The sequence below is a fragment of the Pseudoalteromonas sp. MTN2-4 genome (genome assembly GCF_042848605.1).
Classification (GTDB): Bacteria; Pseudomonadota; Gammaproteobacteria; order Enterobacterales; family Alteromonadaceae; genus Pseudoalteromonas.
In genome coordinates, this window is record NZ_BTGK01000001.1 from 367,432 (window position 1) to 386,529 (window position 19,098).

The 19,098-nt window shown below is 40.2% G+C and carries 24 protein-coding genes and 1 pseudogene; 10 read left to right on the forward strand and 15 right to left on the reverse strand.

The genetic code is table 11. The features are described from left to right. Positions 1-66: 66 nt before the first annotated feature. From ACGHEH_RS01690 to ACGHEH_RS01720, 7 genes are all read right to left on the reverse strand, one after another. Positions 67-258: a hypothetical protein gene (locus ACGHEH_RS01690; protein WP_138481103.1), complete on the reverse strand. Its 192-nt coding sequence runs from the start codon at positions 256-258 to the stop codon at positions 67-69. Between the two features lie 90 nt (positions 259-348). Beyond that, positions 349-828 carry a nuclear transport factor 2 family protein gene (locus ACGHEH_RS01695; RefSeq protein WP_390441272.1) on the reverse strand — a complete coding sequence of 160 codons (480 nt, stop codon included), beginning with the start codon at positions 826-828 and terminating at the stop codon, positions 349-351. Continuing rightward, positions 829-1,233 carry a hypothetical protein gene (locus ACGHEH_RS01700; protein ID WP_390441275.1) on the reverse strand — a complete coding sequence of 135 codons (405 nt, stop codon included), beginning with the start codon at positions 1,231-1,233 and terminating at the stop codon, positions 829-831. It lies immediately after the preceding gene. A 174-nt stretch (positions 1,234-1,407) separates the two neighbouring features. Beyond that, positions 1,408-1,701: a hypothetical protein gene (locus ACGHEH_RS01705; RefSeq protein WP_390441278.1), complete on the reverse strand. Its 294-nt coding sequence runs from the start codon at positions 1,699-1,701 to the stop codon at positions 1,408-1,410. Positions 1,702-1,719: 18 nt separating this feature from the next. Further along, positions 1,720-2,481 (reverse strand): hypothetical protein, encoded by a 762-nt coding sequence (locus ACGHEH_RS01710; protein WP_390441280.1) that lies wholly within the window; start codon positions 2,479-2,481, stop codon positions 1,720-1,722. A gap of 185 nt (positions 2,482-2,666) precedes the next feature. Further along, positions 2,667-3,275 (reverse strand): glutathione S-transferase family protein, encoded by a 609-nt coding sequence (locus ACGHEH_RS01715; protein ID WP_390441282.1) that lies wholly within the window; start codon positions 3,273-3,275, stop codon positions 2,667-2,669. Positions 3,276-3,310: 35 nt separating this feature from the next. Then, positions 3,311-3,985 (reverse strand): type 1 glutamine amidotransferase domain-containing protein, encoded by a 675-nt coding sequence (locus ACGHEH_RS01720; protein WP_390441284.1) that lies wholly within the window; start codon positions 3,983-3,985, stop codon positions 3,311-3,313. A 200-nt stretch (positions 3,986-4,185) separates the two neighbouring features. Here ACGHEH_RS01720 and ACGHEH_RS01725 point away from each other — a divergent pair, with 200 nt between their 5' ends. Together ACGHEH_RS01725 and ACGHEH_RS01730 are read left to right on the forward strand one after the other, a co-directional pair. Further along, complete coding sequence (locus ACGHEH_RS01725) at positions 4,186-5,082, forward strand: LysR family transcriptional regulator (RefSeq protein ID WP_390441286.1); 897 nt, start codon at positions 4,186-4,188, stop codon at positions 5,080-5,082. A 41-nt stretch (positions 5,083-5,123) separates the two neighbouring features. Continuing rightward, positions 5,124-5,840 carry a penicillin-insensitive murein endopeptidase gene (locus ACGHEH_RS01730; protein ID WP_390441289.1) on the forward strand — a complete coding sequence of 239 codons (717 nt, stop codon included), beginning with the start codon at positions 5,124-5,126 and terminating at the stop codon, positions 5,838-5,840. Positions 5,841-5,882: 42 nt separating this feature from the next. Here ACGHEH_RS01730 and ACGHEH_RS01735 read toward each other — a convergent pair whose 3' ends face one another. Beyond that, a complete protein-coding gene (locus ACGHEH_RS01735; RefSeq protein WP_390441292.1) occupies positions 5,883-6,065 on the reverse strand; it encodes a hypothetical protein in 183 nt (60 codons plus the stop codon). A gap of 27 nt (positions 6,066-6,092) precedes the next feature. Beyond that, a complete protein-coding gene (locus ACGHEH_RS01740; protein WP_390441294.1) occupies positions 6,093-6,491 on the reverse strand; it encodes a hypothetical protein in 399 nt (132 codons plus the stop codon). 646 nt (positions 6,492-7,137) lie between these two features. Here ACGHEH_RS01740 and ACGHEH_RS01745 point away from each other — a divergent pair. The 3 genes from ACGHEH_RS01745 (at position 7,138) to ACGHEH_RS01755 (ending at position 10,176) form a co-directional block, all read left to right on the forward strand. Continuing rightward, positions 7,138-7,515, forward strand: a complete 378-nt coding sequence (locus tag ACGHEH_RS01745) for a hypothetical protein (RefSeq protein WP_390441296.1) — start codon at positions 7,138-7,140, stop codon at positions 7,513-7,515. A gap of 104 nt (positions 7,516-7,619) precedes the next feature. Further along, entirely contained in the window at positions 7,620-8,375 is a 756-nt protein-coding gene (locus ACGHEH_RS01750) for a hypothetical protein (RefSeq protein WP_390441298.1), read from the forward strand. A gap of 334 nt (positions 8,376-8,709) precedes the next feature. Then, positions 8,710-10,176, forward strand: coding sequence for an amidase family protein (locus ACGHEH_RS01755; RefSeq protein ID WP_390441300.1), 1,467 nt, complete (start codon positions 8,710-8,712; stop codon positions 10,174-10,176). 100 nt (positions 10,177-10,276) lie between these two features. Here ACGHEH_RS01755 and ACGHEH_RS01760 read toward each other — a convergent pair whose 3' ends face one another. Together ACGHEH_RS01760 and ACGHEH_RS01765 are read right to left on the reverse strand one after the other, a co-directional pair. Continuing rightward, positions 10,277-11,389 carry a serine hydrolase domain-containing protein gene (locus tag ACGHEH_RS01760; RefSeq protein ID WP_390441301.1) on the reverse strand — a complete coding sequence of 371 codons (1,113 nt, stop codon included), beginning with the start codon at positions 11,387-11,389 and terminating at the stop codon, positions 10,277-10,279. A 267-nt stretch (positions 11,390-11,656) separates the two neighbouring features. Next, positions 11,657-12,253 carry an OsmC-related (seleno)protein gene (locus tag ACGHEH_RS01765; protein WP_390441304.1) on the reverse strand — a complete coding sequence of 199 codons (597 nt, stop codon included), beginning with the start codon at positions 12,251-12,253 and terminating at the stop codon, positions 11,657-11,659. Positions 12,254-12,388: 135 nt separating this feature from the next. Here ACGHEH_RS01765 and ACGHEH_RS01770 point away from each other — a divergent pair, with 135 nt between their 5' ends. Beyond that, a complete protein-coding gene (locus ACGHEH_RS01770) occupies positions 12,389-12,868 on the forward strand; it encodes an Lrp/AsnC family transcriptional regulator (RefSeq protein WP_212747887.1) in 480 nt (159 codons plus the stop codon). 78 nt (positions 12,869-12,946) lie between these two features. Here the strand turns inward: ACGHEH_RS01770 and ACGHEH_RS01775 are convergent, their stop codons facing one another. Both ACGHEH_RS01775 and ACGHEH_RS01780 read right to left on the reverse strand, forming a co-directional pair. After that, the gene (locus ACGHEH_RS01775) at positions 12,947-13,717 is read right to left on the reverse strand and encodes an oxidoreductase (RefSeq protein ID WP_390441306.1); all 771 of its coding nucleotides are present in this window, start codon (positions 13,715-13,717) and stop codon (positions 12,947-12,949) included. A 3-nt stretch (positions 13,718-13,720) separates the two neighbouring features. Further along, complete coding sequence (locus ACGHEH_RS01780) at positions 13,721-15,049, reverse strand: aldehyde dehydrogenase family protein (RefSeq protein WP_390441308.1); 1,329 nt, start codon at positions 15,047-15,049, stop codon at positions 13,721-13,723. Positions 15,050-15,146: 97 nt separating this feature from the next. On the opposite strand from ACGHEH_RS01780, the gene ACGHEH_RS01785 reads away from it, so the two are divergent. Then, on the forward strand, positions 15,147-16,055 hold the full coding sequence (locus ACGHEH_RS01785) for a LysR family transcriptional regulator (protein WP_390441310.1): 909 nt from the start codon (positions 15,147-15,149) through the stop codon (positions 16,053-16,055). A 39-nt stretch (positions 16,056-16,094) separates the two neighbouring features. Here ACGHEH_RS01785 and ACGHEH_RS01790 read toward each other — a convergent pair. After that, positions 16,095-16,459, reverse strand: a pseudogene (locus ACGHEH_RS01790) (winged helix-turn-helix transcriptional regulator). Positions 16,460-16,566: 107 nt separating this feature from the next. On the opposite strand from ACGHEH_RS01790, the gene ACGHEH_RS01795 reads away from it, so the two are divergent. The 3 genes from ACGHEH_RS01795 (at position 16,567) to ACGHEH_RS01805 (ending at position 18,352) form a co-directional block, all read left to right on the forward strand. Then, entirely contained in the window at positions 16,567-17,148 is a 582-nt protein-coding gene (locus ACGHEH_RS01795) for an NAD(P)H-dependent oxidoreductase (protein WP_138481146.1), read from the forward strand. A 21-nt stretch (positions 17,149-17,169) separates the two neighbouring features. Further along, positions 17,170-17,712, forward strand: a complete 543-nt coding sequence (locus ACGHEH_RS01800; protein ID WP_390441312.1) for a redoxin domain-containing protein — start codon at positions 17,170-17,172, stop codon at positions 17,710-17,712. Positions 17,713-17,998: 286 nt separating this feature from the next. After that, complete coding sequence (locus tag ACGHEH_RS01805; protein WP_390441315.1) at positions 17,999-18,352, forward strand: hypothetical protein; 354 nt, start codon at positions 17,999-18,001, stop codon at positions 18,350-18,352. Positions 18,353-18,437: 85 nt separating this feature from the next. Here the strand turns inward: ACGHEH_RS01805 and ACGHEH_RS01810 are convergent, their stop codons facing one another. Further along, entirely contained in the window at positions 18,438-19,049 is a 612-nt protein-coding gene (locus tag ACGHEH_RS01810; protein ID WP_390441317.1) for a TetR/AcrR family transcriptional regulator, read from the reverse strand. Between the last annotated feature and the right edge of the window lie 49 nt (positions 19,050-19,098).

Genomic DNA, 19,098 nt, shown 5'->3' on the forward strand with positions numbered 1-19,098 from the left:
TGTTCAGTGAACATCAAGGCTTCACATACTCAAGCTTGCTAGCTTTACTCCGCTTAATGCTTACTATTATAACTCTTTTTGTTTTAAAGCTTGAACCGTACGCTCCAACTCTTCGACTCTTTTTTCAAGCGCTTCAATTTTTGTATTTGAGCCTTTCATCGACTTCAAGTCTTCAATTATCTTCTGCGGTTCGAACATATAATTAATAATGAACATGAAGACCGCAAGACCTAACATAAATGACACCAGCTCCCACATACCGTTTCCTTATTATTTTTATCAAATTAGTAATTAAGCAGTTATCCCACTTAGCCGTACTTTTAAATTAATAACAAATCTTAATTGAAGCTAGAACATCGTATTATTATTTTTAGAAGTTTCTGGTACGCGTTGGCTCACCCCCCAATGCTCGGCAAATTTGCCATTTTCCATGCGAAACACATGCATAACTGCTGAGCCAAGTGAATCAGGCGTGCGTTTTACATGAAGATGCAACCAAACTAAATCGCCCTCTGATGCGGCACGCTTTACTGACATTGATAACTGCGGAAATTTTTTATAGCGCTTAGCAAAAATTGCTAATAATGCTTCTCGACCATCGGGCACATGGGGCGAGTGCTGAATATAGTTTTCAACAATGCAATCTGCTTTTAAAATCTCAATGCGTTTGGCGGGTTTGAGGTCGTTTCGATTCTCTAGGATTTCCATGCAATATAGAGCTTTATCTAAGTTTTTTTGCTCTTGCTCTGTTCGAGTCACTTCAGTTGCGAGTGCACTCGGAACAAAACTAAATATAGACAAAGTAAAAATTAATTTTAAGACTGTCATTTAAGTTCCTTTTATTAAATCAACTGCCACTTGTTTATGACTAAGCCATACCTTTAAATATAAAAAGGCGATAGCCAATTCAATCATCACCGCCAGCAAAATGCCTGGCACTGCTAGCCCCTGTTGAAACTCAAAAATACCCAACCCAGCAAGTGCACACATCGAAACGGCAACGCTCAGGCATATTGCTTGTCGTGATTCTGAATGCTCAGCATTTCTGCCTACCCATAGCAATATGGCTAATCCCAAAAACAACATTGCCATTCTTCGACCAACAAAAAGTGCTGAGCTGCTTTGCTCTATGCCAAATAAACTAAATGGGAATTCAGGATAAAATAAGAATGCTGCAAACAAAGAGCATGCGATTGAGGCGGTAAAAGTGCTTATATTTTTGAAGCTAAACATGATTGTCCTTATCTAAATAACTTGACTGTTGATGTAAATAAAGAAACTACATCAAAGTACCTATATTTATACTTTAGAGCAGTCAAATAAACAATCACTTAAGTGCTTACACAATCGTTTTGTAAGCACTTATTTGTGCATGATGTAGAAGTACAAAAAATAAGAATGACTTAATTAAAAGTAGCCTTCATTAAAGTCGATAGCATGATCAAGGTGATCAGGAAAGTAAAACTGCCAGCCTTGTTGCTGTTTTTCGTCTAGTCGTATTTTCAGTAATTTAACACTTAAACAATAAGCTTGAAGTGCGTCGACACCATATGCAAACTCATCAATATTCAGGGCTTGAATGCAAACCTTACAGCGAAAATCACCTCCGGGTAAAGGGTCAAGCTCAGGAGCGCGGACTTCAATCTTCAGTTTAATTCGCTCGCCCGAAGCGTTAATGGCATCATATTCAGCGTTTATCATTATTAATCCAATCTCAATTTAATTTGCTTTTATCATCTCTTTAACACCTTCTATGACTTTGATGTCGTAGCCTTCATGAATCTCAAAAGCAATACTTGGGGAGTCTGGCGTATGACCCATAAATACATAGCACAGGTACAGCTGCTTATCTTTTTCAAACTTAAAAGAATAACCTCCGCCACTGCCTTCCATGTTCATTTCTCCAGCTCCAAGCACTAAAGAAGGTGCATCTTTTTGCGTTTTATCTAACGCCCACAATGCCAGCCTGTAACTGCCACCATCGAGTTCATCAATTCGCAAAATTCTGTTTTTAGTTTTACCGGCCAGTATTGATTTTTTGTAGTTTTGGAGGCTAGCGTGCACTTTTTGTTTAGAGCGATTGATTAACTCCTTTTTCATCGCTACCTCTGTTGCTGATTGGTGATTTATGGCTGATATAAAGCCTGCGGCATCAATCCAAACAACGCCATGTGACAGCATGACGCCTCTCCACCCCATCTGACTCCAGTCTTTTTCAGTATCTGAGTTAATAATTAAGTTTATAAGTGCGTCATCAAAAACGTCTTTGTATCGATTGATAAATTCAGCTTCGTTTTTGATTGCTGGGATCGGGTGTTCTCTATTGAGGGGATAAGCGACCAACTTAGAGATTGCTTCCACATCGTTTTGTTGAAAAGCATTTTTTACGACTTGAATTTGCGCTTGCAGCGCTTTATCTAGTGCAAGTGCATTAAAACTAAGGGTAAGAAAGGCGACAAAAACTGCTTTTAAGGCATTCATAAAGTAATTCAATCCATTCATTGATTAATAACGGTTTATGCACCGTCAAAGTCCCCATTATGATAACAGACACCCATTACTTATTGTCACTACTTAGAATGAATAAATGCTGAAGCAGTCCACTCAAATAAAAGCATGCGAGACAAACAATGTAACGCACGCTTTAAAAATTAACTGACTGCGATTTAACCGAATGAACGCGCTTTCAAATACGCTTCACGACTCTGTACATTAGCCAGATAACGGGCAATATTTTCACGGCCCTGTAGCAAGTTTAGGCTACCTGCAATTTCAAGTGTAATGGTCATCATAATGTCGGCCACTGAGAACTCATCGCCAGCAAAGTAGGTTTGCTGAGCTAGTACAGAATCTATATATGAGAAATCTAGATTTAATTCTTTGGCAATATACCCGTCCATCGGGTTGGTGCCACTGCGTTCTTCCATCTGCATCAGCAAACTAGTGATCACAGGCAAGCCTAAAGAGCCTTCAGCAAAGTGCGACCATTCAACATATTGATAGTAGGCCTTGCTGCCCTTTTCTGGGCGTAAACGCTGCTCTGTATCTTGGTCAAGAATGTACTCCATAATCGCACCCGATTCACAGATCACAATATCATTGTGCTCAATGATCGGCGCTTTATTTAATGGATGTACTTTGCCAAGACTCGCTGGCGCTAAACGCGTTGTTGCATCGCGTTCGTGTTTCTCAACCTCGTACCGCATACCTAGTTCTTCTAGTAGCCATAACACGCGGGTTGAACGCGATTGATTGAGGTGATGTACTTTAATCATAAATCATTCCTTATTTAAAAGATGTTGCTAGCCAATTACTCAGCTAACAATTTCACCAAAAACTCACCGACCGCATGGGCACTTGCTGGGTTTTGACCTGTCACTAAACGGTCGTCTTGAATGACAAATTCATTCCAAGGTTGTACCTTGCTGTATTGAGCCGCTTTTCGCGTTATCGCTTCTTCTAGTAAGAAAGGAATATCATTGATGGTACCAAAGTCGACTTCTTCTTCGCGGGTAAATGCAGTGACTTCTTTGTCCGCAATTAACAATTCGCCATTGCTGAGTGTAATTGGCAATAATGCAGCTGGGCCGTGACACACTGCTGCAATGATCCCACCCGCTTCATAATGCTTGGCTGCCATTGCTGCGACTTCTTCGTTGCTTGCTAAATCTGACAGCAAACCAAAGCCACCAGGGTAGAAAATAGCATCGTAGTCGTCTACGTTGACCTGAGAGACAGGCACGGTATTGTTGATCTGCGTTTGGAATGACGCGTCACCTAATACCTTATTATTTATCTCGTCACCCTCAATGTCGGTGCCATACAGTGGTGCTTTACCACCTTGAATAGAGACAATATCAAACCCAATGTTATTCGCATTTAATACATCAACAACATGCGTCAGCTCAGGTGCATAGGTACCATTAGCTTGATCTGTACTGCCGAGTGTTGCGTGATTAGTGACTGGAATAAGTACTTTTTTCATGATGATTACCTTAACTCAGTGTTGTCATAAAGTTGCTTGATGCCTTCGTGCAAACTGCTAAAAAGACATTAAGGACACTGTATATTGTTTCCCCAAAAATGATAATTAGCTAATTCAGTGAAACTCTTTTGCTATTTAGCAATAATAGATACACTCTTAAAATTATATGTTAGTACGCAAAAAAAGAGTGATAGGTCTATATGGACAGTTTTGAAGGCATTTTTGAATTTGTGGCTGTTGCTGAAAGCAGTGGCTTTTCGGCGGCTGCAAAAAAGTTAAACTGCTCCACCAGCCATGTCAGCCGACAAGTTTCTCGCTTAGAAGAACGCTTAGGCTCGCGTCTTTTAGCACGAACCACACGCCAAATTAGCCTGACTGAAAATGGCGAATTTTACTACCAACAGTGCAAGCAACTCGTCACCGGCTTACAACAAGCCAACGAACAATTAAGCCAGCAGCAATATCAGCTATCTGGCACGCTCAGAGTCAGTGCGGCAGGTGGCTTTGCCGAAAGTTATATCGCCCCTGCTCTGATGGAATTTGCCAAACAGCACCCCGAGCTCAATATTGAAATAGATTTCAATTCTCGACTGGTAAATTTTGTTGAAGATGGTATCGACTTTGCCATTCGCTATGGTGAATTGAATGATTCAAACCTGATCGCTCGTAAATTAATCAGCCGCTCTATGATGGTGGTTGCCAGCCCTGAGTACCTAAAAAACTATGGCATGCCAAACCACCCCTACCAACTAAAAAGCCATCGCTGTATTATCGCTAATAACGACCAATGGGCGTTTAATATCGACGGAGCCAAACAAAGTGTGAAAGTCACTGGTAACTGGCGTAGCAATAACGCCAATGTGGTACGCGAAGCCTGTGAACAAGGTCTTGGTATCGCCTACATGCCCGAAAGTACCTTCGCAGAATCAATCGAACAGCAAAAGCTGGTACCGCTTTTAGACTCCTATTGCATTAAAGGCGCAACCAGCTGGGTTGTTTATCAAAACAAGCAATTTATGCCCCTCAGGGCACGCCTTGCCATAGACTTTTTATTAGAGCGGTTTCAAAGTGGTAAATTAAAGCTGCATTCAGATTAGGAGTTTAAACTATTGTTACGTTTTCAAACAACGACATACAAATGGATTTATACACTCCTTTTTTAACCGCTTTGCATAAACTCAAAATGTTATCAGTGTGCGCTATTTTTCTCTTAAACACCTTTTCGTCTTTGGCCAGTTCAAGCACTTGCTATGGCACGACATCAAAAGGAAGTTTAAAAAGTGCTGTTCAGCTACCAAAAGAAGGCAATAACTTTGTTGGTTATAGTGAAATAGCAAGGTTAGCTGGGCGCACATACGTGCATTCAAAAGTCAAAGATATCATCCTTGATGCTTATTCTCATTTAGAAAAGTCAGAACCTGATAAAGTATTTAAATATGCTGAGACAGGTTTTGTTAACGGTGGCAAGTTTAGACCTCATAAAACACATCAAAATGGTTTATCTGTAGATTTCATGACTCCCGTATTAAATAAGAATGGTAAATCAGTTCACCTTCCTACCCACCCTTTTAACAAATTTGGTTATAACATTGAATTTGATAATGAAGGTAAATTTGATGAGTATCAAATAGATTATGTCGCGTTTTCTGCACATCTAGTTGCATTACACAAATCGTCAAAAAAACATGGCGTAGACTTATGGCGAGTTATTTTTGATCCAAATTTACAGCCCAATTTGTTCAAAACCAAATATGGGAATTACCTTAAAACGCATATACAGTTTTCAAAGAAGCGCTCATGGGTAAGGCATGATGAGCACTATCATGTGGATTTTGCAGTGCCTTGTGATGCATAAAAGCCTAGATTTGCTTATATAGGATCATCAACTTCTCGAATTTTAACCTTTAGAATGATTCATCTTATTATATTGAGATGAAGCTTGAAGCACTGGCGTTTTATCAGATTGCTCGTCAACTTTGATTGGCGGCAGCCTGTCTTCTTCAGGAATATCTTCTAAACGACGCAACGTATAAACCTGAATATGTGGCCATAGTGTTGTGCCACCACTCGAGCCAAACATAAACTCAAAATCAACAATTTGCTCATACTACAGTTGTTGGATTACCTTCGGATATCCATTACGATCCAATTCATCCAGCTCAATTTCTTCAAGCCACATTCGATGACGCATTCTAGCAACACGGCAAAAACGTTGGATCATAACATTGTTAATCGTACCACCCTGCTCACCTGTATCATGTTGTGAATCCAATTCAATCTTCGCAAACTTTCTAAACTTTAGTCCTTTATTTGCGTCGCTTAATTTTAAGTTTGGTTGCACAGTGTAAAGAAATTGGGCTCCACATTGATTGTAATTAAAAATTCTCTGAAAATAAGCTCTAGCGCTATTAACACCGCAACCTTCTTGCTCTTCTCGAGGTAATTCAGTCCAAGGCGGTTTTTCAAGTGAACCTTCGACCAAATCTTTTTGCGGATCTATTCCCATCGTCGGTGAAATCGCTAAGTATTGTTGCTCCCATAAATCAGCGATATGCGGCGCTCTTATTTCCGCATCTGGCTTTTCTGGTTGCTTCGTCTAAGTGATGTTACCCGTGATATGTATAGTTGTACCATGTGGAATAACACCAGAGCGTGAACAAACAATTCGCCCTTGAGTTTGGTGTTGAAATCGCGTGTTGATTAATGAGCTTTCGCTCACACAATCTATATGACTCAATTAAAATGGTCCACCCTTGTTAACAATTCAATTACATTACCTTACACATTAGACTCTCTTGACTCTTTTTAGATCAAGAAAATATGAAGGAGAATAAATTATAAAAAGCGCTTGAACAGCGCCTACAAATAAGAGAGTCAAATGCTTAACCACTAAAACCAATACCTTTTACCATTCACAACACGCCTTGACATAAACTTTTTATTGCAGCGGTTCACGAAGTGATCGCTATAAAGTAAACAAAGGGAAATTAATAGCTAAACGTACCCGAAGCATTGACAATATTTAAAAGAAAAAGCTACAAACAGAGCTCTAATACATATACTTACAAAGCATGTTGCTAATTTTGCATATAGATATTCAATTCATAGAGCTTCACAAAGAAGCTGATAAAGGAACTTTTTAAAAGACAGTTATGTCTTATTCGCTTTTTATTACCCGAAGGTTTTTAGCTAATAATGCCTCCCCTATTTCACAACAAGAATGGGCATCAATTGTAACTAATATGCCCGACATGGTCGGTATCTCCAAGCTCAAAGCACGCAATCATGATAACGATACAATTGAAATAGACCTCAATGACTACATTCGTTGGGGTAATAACGAAAATGCCTTTTACATTAGGCTGCTTAACGGTGAATTAGAAGTTTCGAACCCTAGCGATAAGGCCATATTGAAAATGCATTTGCTTGCAAGAGCACTTCAAGCAGAAGTGAGAGGGGAAGATAATGAACTCTATGAGGTTGCGCAAGAAATTATTGAGCTATCAAATGAGTATCGCAAAGAGCTATAAGGGTGACTAATGATTATTTTCATTAACCCTTATGTTAACTTACACGCTAAATAAAGCTCAAAAACATATCTATTTAATTAAAACAACAAATACATAGGTGTAATTTGAATAAGTTAATCGTGGCAATTTTTTGGTTAATTTCACTCTTCGTAGTGTTTTGTCTAGGTAAAAATGCAGGATCTAATAAAGCTTATCTAGAAAGCTCAATATCTTTGGACAGCAATACTGCAGCCAATACAGATAAAACTGACGACCCTTTTCTTGTCGATACGTCACTCTCCGATACTGGCAGTCAGCAAGTAGTATCAACTGCTCACACTGAGTCGAGTCACCTAGATGCTCACATACAAACAATTCAGCAAGAAAAACAAGCGCTAATTAATGAATTAGACGAAGTAAGACAACAACTGATACTGGCTGAAAGTAAATTACAAGCACTCGATAAATCGATAGAAAGCCCTGAAACAACGGAAATAGTCAGCATGGATGAAGTAAAAACGCATTTATCATCCCCTTTTGATGCGGCACTTTTACATTCCCATAAATTAATGCACAAACAATTTAAAAAACTACACGAAGAGCCTCGTGATGAATCGTGGTCAATAATTACCGAACAGTATATTTCTGATTTTTTCATCACTCATGATTTAGCTGGCCAAGTGCTGTTAGATGCAGTTACATGTAAGCAAACCCTCTGTGAAATTAGGGGTTTTGAGTTAGAAGAAAAAGCATGGGAAACCGTTATGTCAGATATGATGGCTCAACCTTGGTGGACTTTTAAAAACTCTCATTCAACAACACAAAATAATGCAGAGCATGGCACTTTCTTTTATGCCTTGGTTTCTAAAGCCGTGTTGTGACCTACACACTGTTCCACGCTCTCAAAAAGAAATAACTAAAACTTTTAAATTGTTTTGATCTTTTTTATAGAGATATACGTTTAATTGTATGAAGGGTCGAAACGGTGTTGCATTCACCAATAACTAGTCCTTGCATTTAGTAAACCCCTTCACCATTCGCAGAAATTAAGCGCACTACCCTACAGTGCGCTTTTTCTGTTTCTAGCCACCAATATTCTTTCTCTATAACCGTAAAAATTTCTAAACTGTGTTTATTTCATAGCCGCAAATCAGACGAGCCTCTAAATTTATTGACAGGCCCAAGACGATACCAGATAGTATCTCAGATACACACATGAGATATAAAACGATGATAAAAAAAGTACTCACACCATTATTATTGTGCACTTCAGCCTTTGCTGTAGCGCAGCAACAACAATTTGATGAACTAACCATCAACCAGTTACATGAAGGAGTTGCTAAGGGCGAGTTTACCTTTAAAGAGGTTACCCAATACTACTTAGATAATATTAAAAAACAGAACCCTACACTAAATGCGGTTATCTCAATAAACCCAAATGCCTTAAAAGAAGCAGCCATTAAAGACAGCGAATATAAGATAGACCAAAAGGGCATTTTATATGGCGTACCTGTTCTTCTTAAAGACAACATAGATACCAATTTTTTACCAACGACTGCTGGTAGTGTCGCCTTAAAAAACCATGTTCCTAAAAATAATGCCCCTATTGTTGAAAAGCTTCTGTCTGAAGGCGCAATTATTTTGGGTAAAGCAAATCTCAGTGAGCTGGCCAACTTTAAATCAACCACCAGCGTCAGCGGGTATAGTGCCATTGGCGGGCAAACTAAGAACCCTTATGACCTAAATATCACCCCATGTGGATCTAGCTCTGGATCAGCTGTTGCCGTTTCAAGTAACTTAACATTAATCAGTCTCGGTACCGAAACCGACGGTTCAATTCATTGCCCGAGCGCTATGAATGGTGTTGTCGGATTCAAACCCAGCATTCATCATATTTCTCAACAAGGTATAGTGCCAATTGCACATTCTCAAGACACAGCAGGCCCTATTGCAAGAACCGTGGAAGACGTGCAACTAACTTATAGCGCAATCAGTAAAGTGCCATTTAGTAAACTTAAGCCTGGCCTTAAAAATAAAAGAATCGGTGTTATCCCTATACTTAATCGCTTTAATGAGCGTCACCAAAATGAATTTAATCAGACTTTATTAGAACTTAAAAATGCCGGTGCAATCATTGTGGATGATATTAAGTTAAAACACCTTGATAAGGTGTTTCCTGCTGAGTTTGATGTTTTGCTGTATGAATTTAACCAAGGCATGAAAACATATTTATCAGCTACAGGTAATAATGTGTCGGTCAAATCTTTACAAGCGCTTACTGAATTCAACAAAGCTCTGGGAGACAACAAACAAGCTTTGTTATTTTCAGCCTTACAAGCGACTGATAAAGAAAAATACCAAAATGCATTAAACATCATAGATAAATATGCAAGGCAACAATTAGATGATTTATTTAGATTACATCATCTCGATGCCATAATTGCACCGACCACAGGCCCTGCTTGGCCTATTGATCCCATTAGAGGAGATAAGTTCAGCGGCAGTAGTTCAACACTCGCAGCCGTCACTGGCTCACCCAGTATCACTATTCCAATAGGGATGAGAAATAACCTGCCTTATGCCGTCAGTATCATTGGTAACCTCGATAGCGATGCAAAAGTATTAGCAATATCGCAAGCCATTGAGCAGTTGACCAAAGGGCGCGTGCCACCGAAGTTATAGACTTAACCCCCCCAGTTAAACCTGGCACTTTTTAAATGTGTTAGGTTTAACTCAAAAACCAGTAACTTAAGTAGGCTAAATGACTGTTTCAAATGACCGTCTAATTTATTACTGGTTTAATCACCAGCTCATCTAGCTTTGCCATTAACTGTTCAGGAAAATCATCAATATTATTACTTCCTATAAATACAAAACCGTCTAACTCTGGATAGTAATTAAACACAGCAAAAGAGTAGCCATTAGAACCATTATGCGTAATACGTTTATCTCCTCTGCTGTTGCTATCTATCGCCCAACCATAGCCATAATGAGAGGTCTGAGCATCATTCTCATGAATATGTTTACTCGTTATCAATTGCCATGACTTGGCACTGATTAACTTGCCTTCACGAAGCGCCAAATACCACTTAAACATATCATTAGTATTGGACATAAATGAACCAGCGCCTTCCATTGCCCATCGTGGACCTGGCTTTTTGTAGTAATGTGCTAAAGAGTGATCTACTGAGCGGGTTTTTGGTGTGATAGAAAACATTCTCTGTATGAAGTTCGCATCTCGACCATAGTTTATGGCCAAGCTAATTGGCTGATAACTCACACCTCTAAAGCCCGTGTTTTCGAGCCCTGCAGGCAGAAGTAAAGTGGTTCGAATATACTTCTCCCATTCATCGCCTGTTACTTTTTCTATGATAGCGCCCAATAAATTATAACCAATGTTCGAATAACGATATTGTTCGCCCGGCGAAGTGTTTAATTTAGAGGTCAAAGCTTGCTTTATCATGTCGCTTTTTGTTACCTCATCATATAGATAATGCTCTAGGTTTTGCGACAGGCCTGAAGTATGCGTGAGTAAGTGATGGACTGTAATATGTTTTTTGTCTTCAGGTACTTGTTCAAAGAACACTTCCAGTGAGCTATCCAACTGCAATTTATTTTGCTCTGCCAATTGTGTGATTGCTGTACCTACAAACTGTTTCGTAATGGAGCCAATATCAAAAACAGTGTCATGGGTAAATAAACGTTTAGCTTCTCTGTTTGCATAGCCGTACTGATCTCTAAAAACAACCTGTCCATTTTGGGCTGCTATGATCACACCACTAAATTCGGTATTAGCGACCTCTGCCTGCCACTGTGTCAAAGTGTCTATTTTGTTCTCACTTGCAAATCCTGCACATGACAGCAATAAGCCAAACATTGCTATTCGTAATTTCATTTCATTCACCACTTCAAATTAATCTCACACTACGTGATACGTAAGCTTCTTTTAAACATTGTTAAATCAACTTTCGCACCAGAAATTAATCAATTGATTTTATTAGCTTTAATTTTATTTGGCCTGATTAACTAAGCGATATTTTACGAAATCGAAAAATGAATTTTCGAAACTGGGAGCATCAGCTTAAATCCTTATTGATAGGCTTTAAAAATAAAAAAAGGCTAACATCTGTTAGCCTTTGCTCTCTAAAACGAACTGTTTATATTATTCACCTGAACGACTAATTGCCTCTTTGCCGTTATAAACTAAGCGTGTAGACCAAGGAATTGGGTTGCGTAGTGCAAAGTGTGCCATACAGCCATTTTCAGCTTCATCCAATAGATCTTTGATTTTTTCTTCTGGCTCTGGGCTTTCGATGATCACATGAGTCTCAACTACATCACAGCCGCCATCTGTCATGTAACCATGTTCACGCATATGACCCAAATTAGTTCGAAATACAATGCGCTGCTCAAGTTTCAAGCTATCTACCTGAATTTTTCGTGCCGTTAAAATATCAGTTAAATGCGTCATTAAACAAAAACCAATGCCTGCTGAGAAAAATGCCAGTGGCGGCGGCGCAGTATCTTCACCTACAGGTGGTTGTTCGTCACAATAAAGCTTTACTGGACTAAAACCTGGAATATTGACAGAAACCACACCGATCTTACTTTGCATATTGCCAGCTTCAGCACTTAAATTCACCTCAAAACGGTAAGGCTCAGGATGACGGGCTTTAGCAAATTTTGACGGCTCATATTGTGTTGTTGCTGGCTGCTCTGCACTTAACTCACCAACATGGTAAAACTTTTGTTCAGACATAATACTCTCTCTGTGCTGTGTTTTTACTTAGTAACTTAACTAAAAATAGCTTACGCCACTTTGCCTGATGGGTGCCGTCAAAATGCTCTCATATTTAACCAGATTTGGTGTTATCCTTTATTATAAAGATAGAAAATGACGGAAAACGCCATGCTTGAGAAGCAAGACAAAAAAATCCTTTCACAACTACAGAGTAACGGCCGCATGTCTATGGTTGATTTGGCCAAAGAGGCTCATATGTCTGAATCAACTTGTTTACGTCGCACCAAAGCGCTTGAAGAAAAAGGTGTCATTAAAGGATATAGTGCCATACTCGATGCCGAAGAAGCCGGGTTTGGGGTGTTAGCATTTGTGCAGGTGAGCATAGACCAAAAAAATGAAGCGGCATTTGATAAATTCAAACAGGCTGTGATTGAGCACCCGCTTATTTTAGAATGCTATTCGCTGTCAGGTGCCTATGACCACTTAATGAAAGTCGTTGCACAGTCAAACAAAGCGCTCTCTCGTTTTATACTCAAAGAATTGAGAAGCTTTCCTGAAATTAAAGAAGCACAAACCTTGTTTGTACTCGATCAGGTTAAACACACCACTGCCTTACCTGTAGAGTTGGATTAATGTTCACCATTAAAGAAAAAAGCTCGGCTTGACGACGAGCTTTGATGGAGAATGTTACTTATTAGAGTCTATGCCCTGTTAATCTATAGGGTATAACAGGTCTGTACGGATAATGTATTTTACGCCTTGAGTAATTGCCTCTGAGCTATGCAAGCAATGCAAAGGGTGTGGGCCATGCGGAAAACATAACACGCCACCTGCGGGTGTTCTGACATTTATGATTTTTGCAGGCTCTCCATTTTTTGCCGGCCTTGAGCCATCTTGTGCATTCACCCAAAATTGTGTGTTACCGCCTTTAAAGTCATCTGACAACAAAATCAAAAATGTCATCTGACTCCATCTGTCATCGTATGCATTCATGATATTTTGTTCATTAATGATCTTGCTGCCCGGCCAAGAACCATCAATATGTGGTTTAAAGAAGTCCCCTTCTCCATATTTATAAAAACGGCATCGAGCATTGATACCAACAGGTACTTGGCCTGAAATGGCGTCAATCCCCTGAGATAATAAAGGTGCGCATCGCTCCCAGATTAATGATTCTGTTAGCTCGTCGATGACCCAAGTGAGGCTTGAATTGTGTCTCACTGAGCGGGGAAGTGACACTGCGGCATCTAGATTAAAACTCAGCGTTTCAGCAACCTCGATAAGTCTTTGGCATTCAGCTTGAGACAAAACATTCAATAACTGAAATGCGCCTGGCACCTCTTCAATTGGGTTTAATTCAACTTGTCTTTCATGAGTAAGCGCCAACTGAGCAGGGTTTTCCCCTCTATTTGCCCAAAGTGGAATATCGCTGCGTTCAGCACCTTGTTCTCGTGCAACAACATAAAAATCATCATAGTTCATTACTTAATTCACCACTGTCATCTGTGCAAATTGACGATGCCCTTGCACACTGCCATGAAAACCAAAACCGCTTTGTTTTGCTCCAACCCAAGGGCTATCGCCATTGCCACCAGGCCCTTTGTTAATGCCAATCATGCCTGCTTCTAACTGTGCAGCAACATGTTGCGCATCCTGTTTGCCAAACACCACGGCCCCTAAACCATAGGTAGAATCATTAGCTCGTGCTATCGCCTCACTCACTGTTTGAAAAGTAGATATTGCGACCACAGGACCAAATGTCTCTTGCTGCTCCATGGCCATTTCACGAGTGATACCGCTGATCACAGTCGGTTCGATAAATCGGTCTTCAACTGCATGGCCACCGAGCAATAAATGCGCGCCTTTGCTCAATGCATCATCAATATGCGACTGAATCTTTCGCACTTGCTTGGCATTGATTATCGGTCCAATATCAGCGTGTGGTTCATTCCAACAGCCAAGCCTATATTGCGAAGCCAACGCAGTGACTTCCTGTATAAATTCACTTGAAATTGACTCTGCCACATAGATACGCTCTGTAGATGTGCACATTTGACCCGCATTTTCAAAACTGCTCGCAACAGCAAATTGCGCTGCAGCTTTGATATTGGCATCTTCAAGCACAATCATGGGATCATTCCCTCCGAGCTCCATGATCAACCTCTTAAGTGAAGGCGCCGCTGATGCCATAATCTTCTTGCCAACGGCTTGTGAACCTGTGAATGCAATGAGATCAATACTTTCGTGAGCAACTATCGCACTGCCAACCTCTCCATCGCCATGCAGAATGTTTAAAATACCCTCAGGCAAATATTGATTTAGTAGACGAATAAAACGCTCCGCAATTAATGGGGTTTCTTCTGAGGGCTTAAACACCACCGTATTACCAGCAACCAGAGCTGGTACGCATAAATTCACAGCCATTGCTAATGGATAATTCCAAGGTGAGATCACTGCGCAAACGCCCAGAGGTCGATATTGCACACCACTGCCGTCAGTGTGAGGTGCTAATGCTTTTGCTGCTTCAGCCGCATAATAGCTTCCCGAAAATAGCGCACCTCGTACCTCGCCAGTTCCTCTATCCAGGCTTTTTCCCATCTCTTTGCAGAGTAATTCTGCCAGTTCATTTTGAAATGGGATCAAGGCTTTAAACGCCTGACTAATAATGCGACTTCTTTCATGTATAGGCGTTTGCCGCCAACTTAACTGTTGCAACTTTGCATGGGCTATCAATGCATTTATCTTATCTTGATCTGCTACTGACACTTCACCTAATGCAAGGCCATTACTTGGGTCATACGAAATCAATGTCATGTCTCACCTAACGAATGCTATCTTTTCAAATGATGATTTCATGTTAAGACACAGGTGATACAATTAGAAACAAGAATAATGCGTATGAGATACAAGAATGAGCGGTATAGCAAATCTAGACATCAAACAGCTGAGAGTGTTGCACTTTTTACTCATTGAACACAATGTCTCAAAAGTCGCGGCTCAAATGGGCATAAGTCAGCAAGCCGTGAGCGATCAATTAAAAAAGCTACGGCACACTTTCAACGACAGGTTATTTGTCAGAAAAAGCAATGGGCTCATCCCAACCCCCTACGCATTATCACTCCAAAATGACGTTGCCAACATTATTGCTCAAGTTGAAAAACTAGTGGCACCCATCGATTTTGATCCCAGCTCAACCAGTGGGGTATTTACCATCTGTGCAACTGATTATGCTCAATCAGTCATTTTACCCAGCCTGCTGGCAAAACTAAGAACCCAAGCGCCTAACTTGAAAGTAATTGTGCGTGATATTGAAATAGATAACTTAAGTCAGTTACTAGATAGTGGTGAAGTTGACCTAGTATTGTCATTCCCAAGCTTTGTGCCTAGCAAGTATCCTAAACACGTTTTATATACCGAGACGCATCAGTGTGTTATCAGTAAAACTCACCCAAAAGCTGAGCACCGCTGGACAATGGAAGAAATCGCTTCTCACCCACAACTTATCATTTCACCAAAACGTGCAAATTTGGTTGGCTCAGCAGATACGTTTTTTAAATCTCATGGCTTAAAAAGAAACATAGTCATGACAGTGCCTTTCTTTGCGGCTGCCGCAGAATGTATCGCATCAACGGATGTGATAGCCCTACTACCGAGCAAACTATTACCGAACGATAATTTAAAAGTTTTAAACTGCCAGCTAAACCTACCCACTTTTGATGTCATCACAGCTTGGCACCAACGTTCAGACCAAGATCCATTAAACCGCTGGATAAGAAAACAAGTAAATGCGCTTCATGCTCCCGAAAATGCGTCAACTTAATTCTATTTTGACCTATATAAGAACTCGAGATGCTATTCTCTAATTCAATTCAATATCATGCGATTCTGACCATTGTCGCAATGCTTCTAAAATACTCAAGGCTGAGCGCCCAAACTCAGTAAGCTCATAGGTCACAGCAACAGGGCGTTCACTGATGACTTTGCGCAGCACCATGCCTTCTTGTTCTAACTCTTTGAGTCGTTGGTCAACCATTTTCTTGGTGGCGCCGCCTAACATGCGTGACAAATCATTGAATCTCACTGGCTCATCTTTTAAGTGATAAATAATCGAGCCCTTCCACTTACCACCAATTAAACGCATGCCTTTTTCTATAGCACAGGGTTCAGTACAGGCATCTAAAACTTTTTTCGCCCTTTACTATCTGTTTCTACTCGACTTTTCATTTTTTGACGCTCATTTTTAATAGGTTACTAAAAGTATACTAATTGATTAAGGTTAATAGGTTTATAAAATACACCACAAGTTAATTGCAAACACACTGGAGCAAAACATGAGCAATATTTTAATCATCAATGGTCATCAGTATTACCCGTTCTCTGAAGGTAAGTTAAACGCAACCTTGGTAGACAAAGCTGTCAGCATTTTTCAAAGCAAGGGTCATTCAACTCGCGTTGTGACGATGCAAGACAACATCGACGTCGAAAAAGAGCTTGAAAACCACCAATGGGCTGACTATGTATTCTTACAAACACCGGTCAATTGGATGGGCGTAACTTGGTCTTTCAAAAAGTATATGGATGAAGTTTACACAGCAGGTATGGGCGGTGCACTGTGCTTAGGTGACGGTCGAAATGAACAAGCACCTAAAGCCAACTATGGCAAAGGCGGCACAATGACAGGCACTAAATACATGCTTTCGCTGACATTTAATGCACCTGAAGAATCATTTAATGACACTAATGACTTTTTTGAAGGTAAATCAGTGGATGACTTAATGTTCCCTATGCATATGAATTTTAAGTTTTTTGATATGCAACCTATGGCCACATTTGCCTGCTTTGATGTGATGAAAAACGCTGATATTGAGAACGATTTAAAACGCTTTGAAGCACATTTAAACGCACATTTTTAGGATTCACTCTAGGATAATAAAATGAACTCAGATTACACAAACAAACTCCATGCGGGCACTATTTTTCCTGACATCACAGCCACTTTACTAAGTGGTGAGTCAGTCAATCTTGCAAAGCCAAAGACTGGTTTTGATTGGAAACTTGTGCTGGTGTATCGTGGTAAACATTGCCCTTTATGTACTCGCTATCTCAACCAGCTAGAGCAGTTTAAAGGCGCCCTAACCGACATTGGCGTAGACATCATTGCCGTCTCTGGCGACAGTAAAGCGCAGCTAGAGGCACACCGTGAGCAATTAGAGATAAGCTATGACATAAGTTATGGCTTGAGTATTGAGCAAATGAAAACGCTTGGCTTATACATCTCAGATCCGCGCTCAGAACAAGAAACTGATCACCCATTTGCTGAGCCTGGCTTGTTCGTAATAAACGCTGAAGGTCATATTCAGGTGGTCGACATTTCAAATAACCCGTTTGTGCGTCCTGAACTGCAAGCACTCGTAAATGGCTTAGCTTGGATCAGAAACCCAGACAATAACTACCCTATTCGTGGTGTGCACAGGTAAGTTTATGTTTAATAAATTAGGGCGTGTTGACCTTTGCTGTTTGTTTTGCAGCGGTGAGTTGGGTATTTAGGCCAGGCAGGGGCTGCCCCGCATAGTTATTCTATGTAAGTCAGCCGATAACGCCGAATAAATGACCAACTCGCGCTGCTCGGAGAGTTCAACCAAAGGCTTCAACTACTTTGTCATTCGCCACTCACATAACCCATTATGCTTCGTAGCTCATTTCGCGTATTGAAAGCCTTTGATTTAAACAAAATTCATACCTCAAAGATAAACGCGCCCTAACTTGGCTTTGCTTTTTTGTTTATTGTTGGTGTTCAATGTACAAGCCAAGCCTGTTTATGAACATGCGCATATTGCTTCACCTGAGCACTACAGCGTTTTGCTTGAAAACGAACAGGTACTGGTACTCAAAATGGTACTTAAACCCGGTGAGAGTGACCGTTTTCATAAGCACAATGCCGAAACTGTGTATTTTCAACAAGGTGGCCGTGCTGTTATAAAAACTGAAAAAGCTTCACTCAACATAGATATCCCTGATGGCCACACTATGTGGCACGATCAATGGGTACATCAAGTGAGTAATGTTGGCGACACCGAAATTATTGCGATTATTGTGGAGTCAAAACAGACTAACTAAGATGTGATTTTAGGCAACAAATTGAATACCATAACAAAAACGCCTTTTAGTATATTAACTAAAAGGCGTTTTAATATTTGTTAGCTTAAACTTCGTAGTAGGCCAAGAAGAAGTCGATTGTATCTTCAGCCAATTTAGTTATCTCTTGCTCAGTCAATGGCTCTGCCTGATGCAAAATTTGCGGCCAAAAAGCTTGGCCTTTCAATAAGCTCACCAGTTGCTCATGCGCTAAACGTGGCTCAGCCTCTTTAATCTTACCAGCCTGCATGGCTGACTTTAACCATCGGATTGTCGTCGTTTCTTGTTCGAAAAACTCGCCTATATCATCGATAAATTTGTCAGGATTGAATAAGCACACTCCCATTGCAACACGAATAAGTTCATGCATTTTTTTGTCATTCATGAACTGAATTTCTTTCACCACCAGCTCATGAAGTTGCGCTTTTACAGGGGTCGTCGCATCGTAAGGAAAGTCGTGGTTTACGAAGTTTTGACTCCAAATATCTTTAATTATTTCAGTAACTAAAGTCTCTTTATTTTGGAAGTGATTGTACACGGTACGCTTCGACACGCCAGCAGTTTCGGCCACTTTATCCATGCTGGTATCACTTACACCATATTTTTGAAACGCCTCTACTGCGCCATTCACTATGGCTTCACGCTTAAGCTCACTACGTGTTTTTTTAACTTCGCTCATAACTCACTCTCAGATATCTGACTAGGTTATTTTTACACTAATTAGTTTA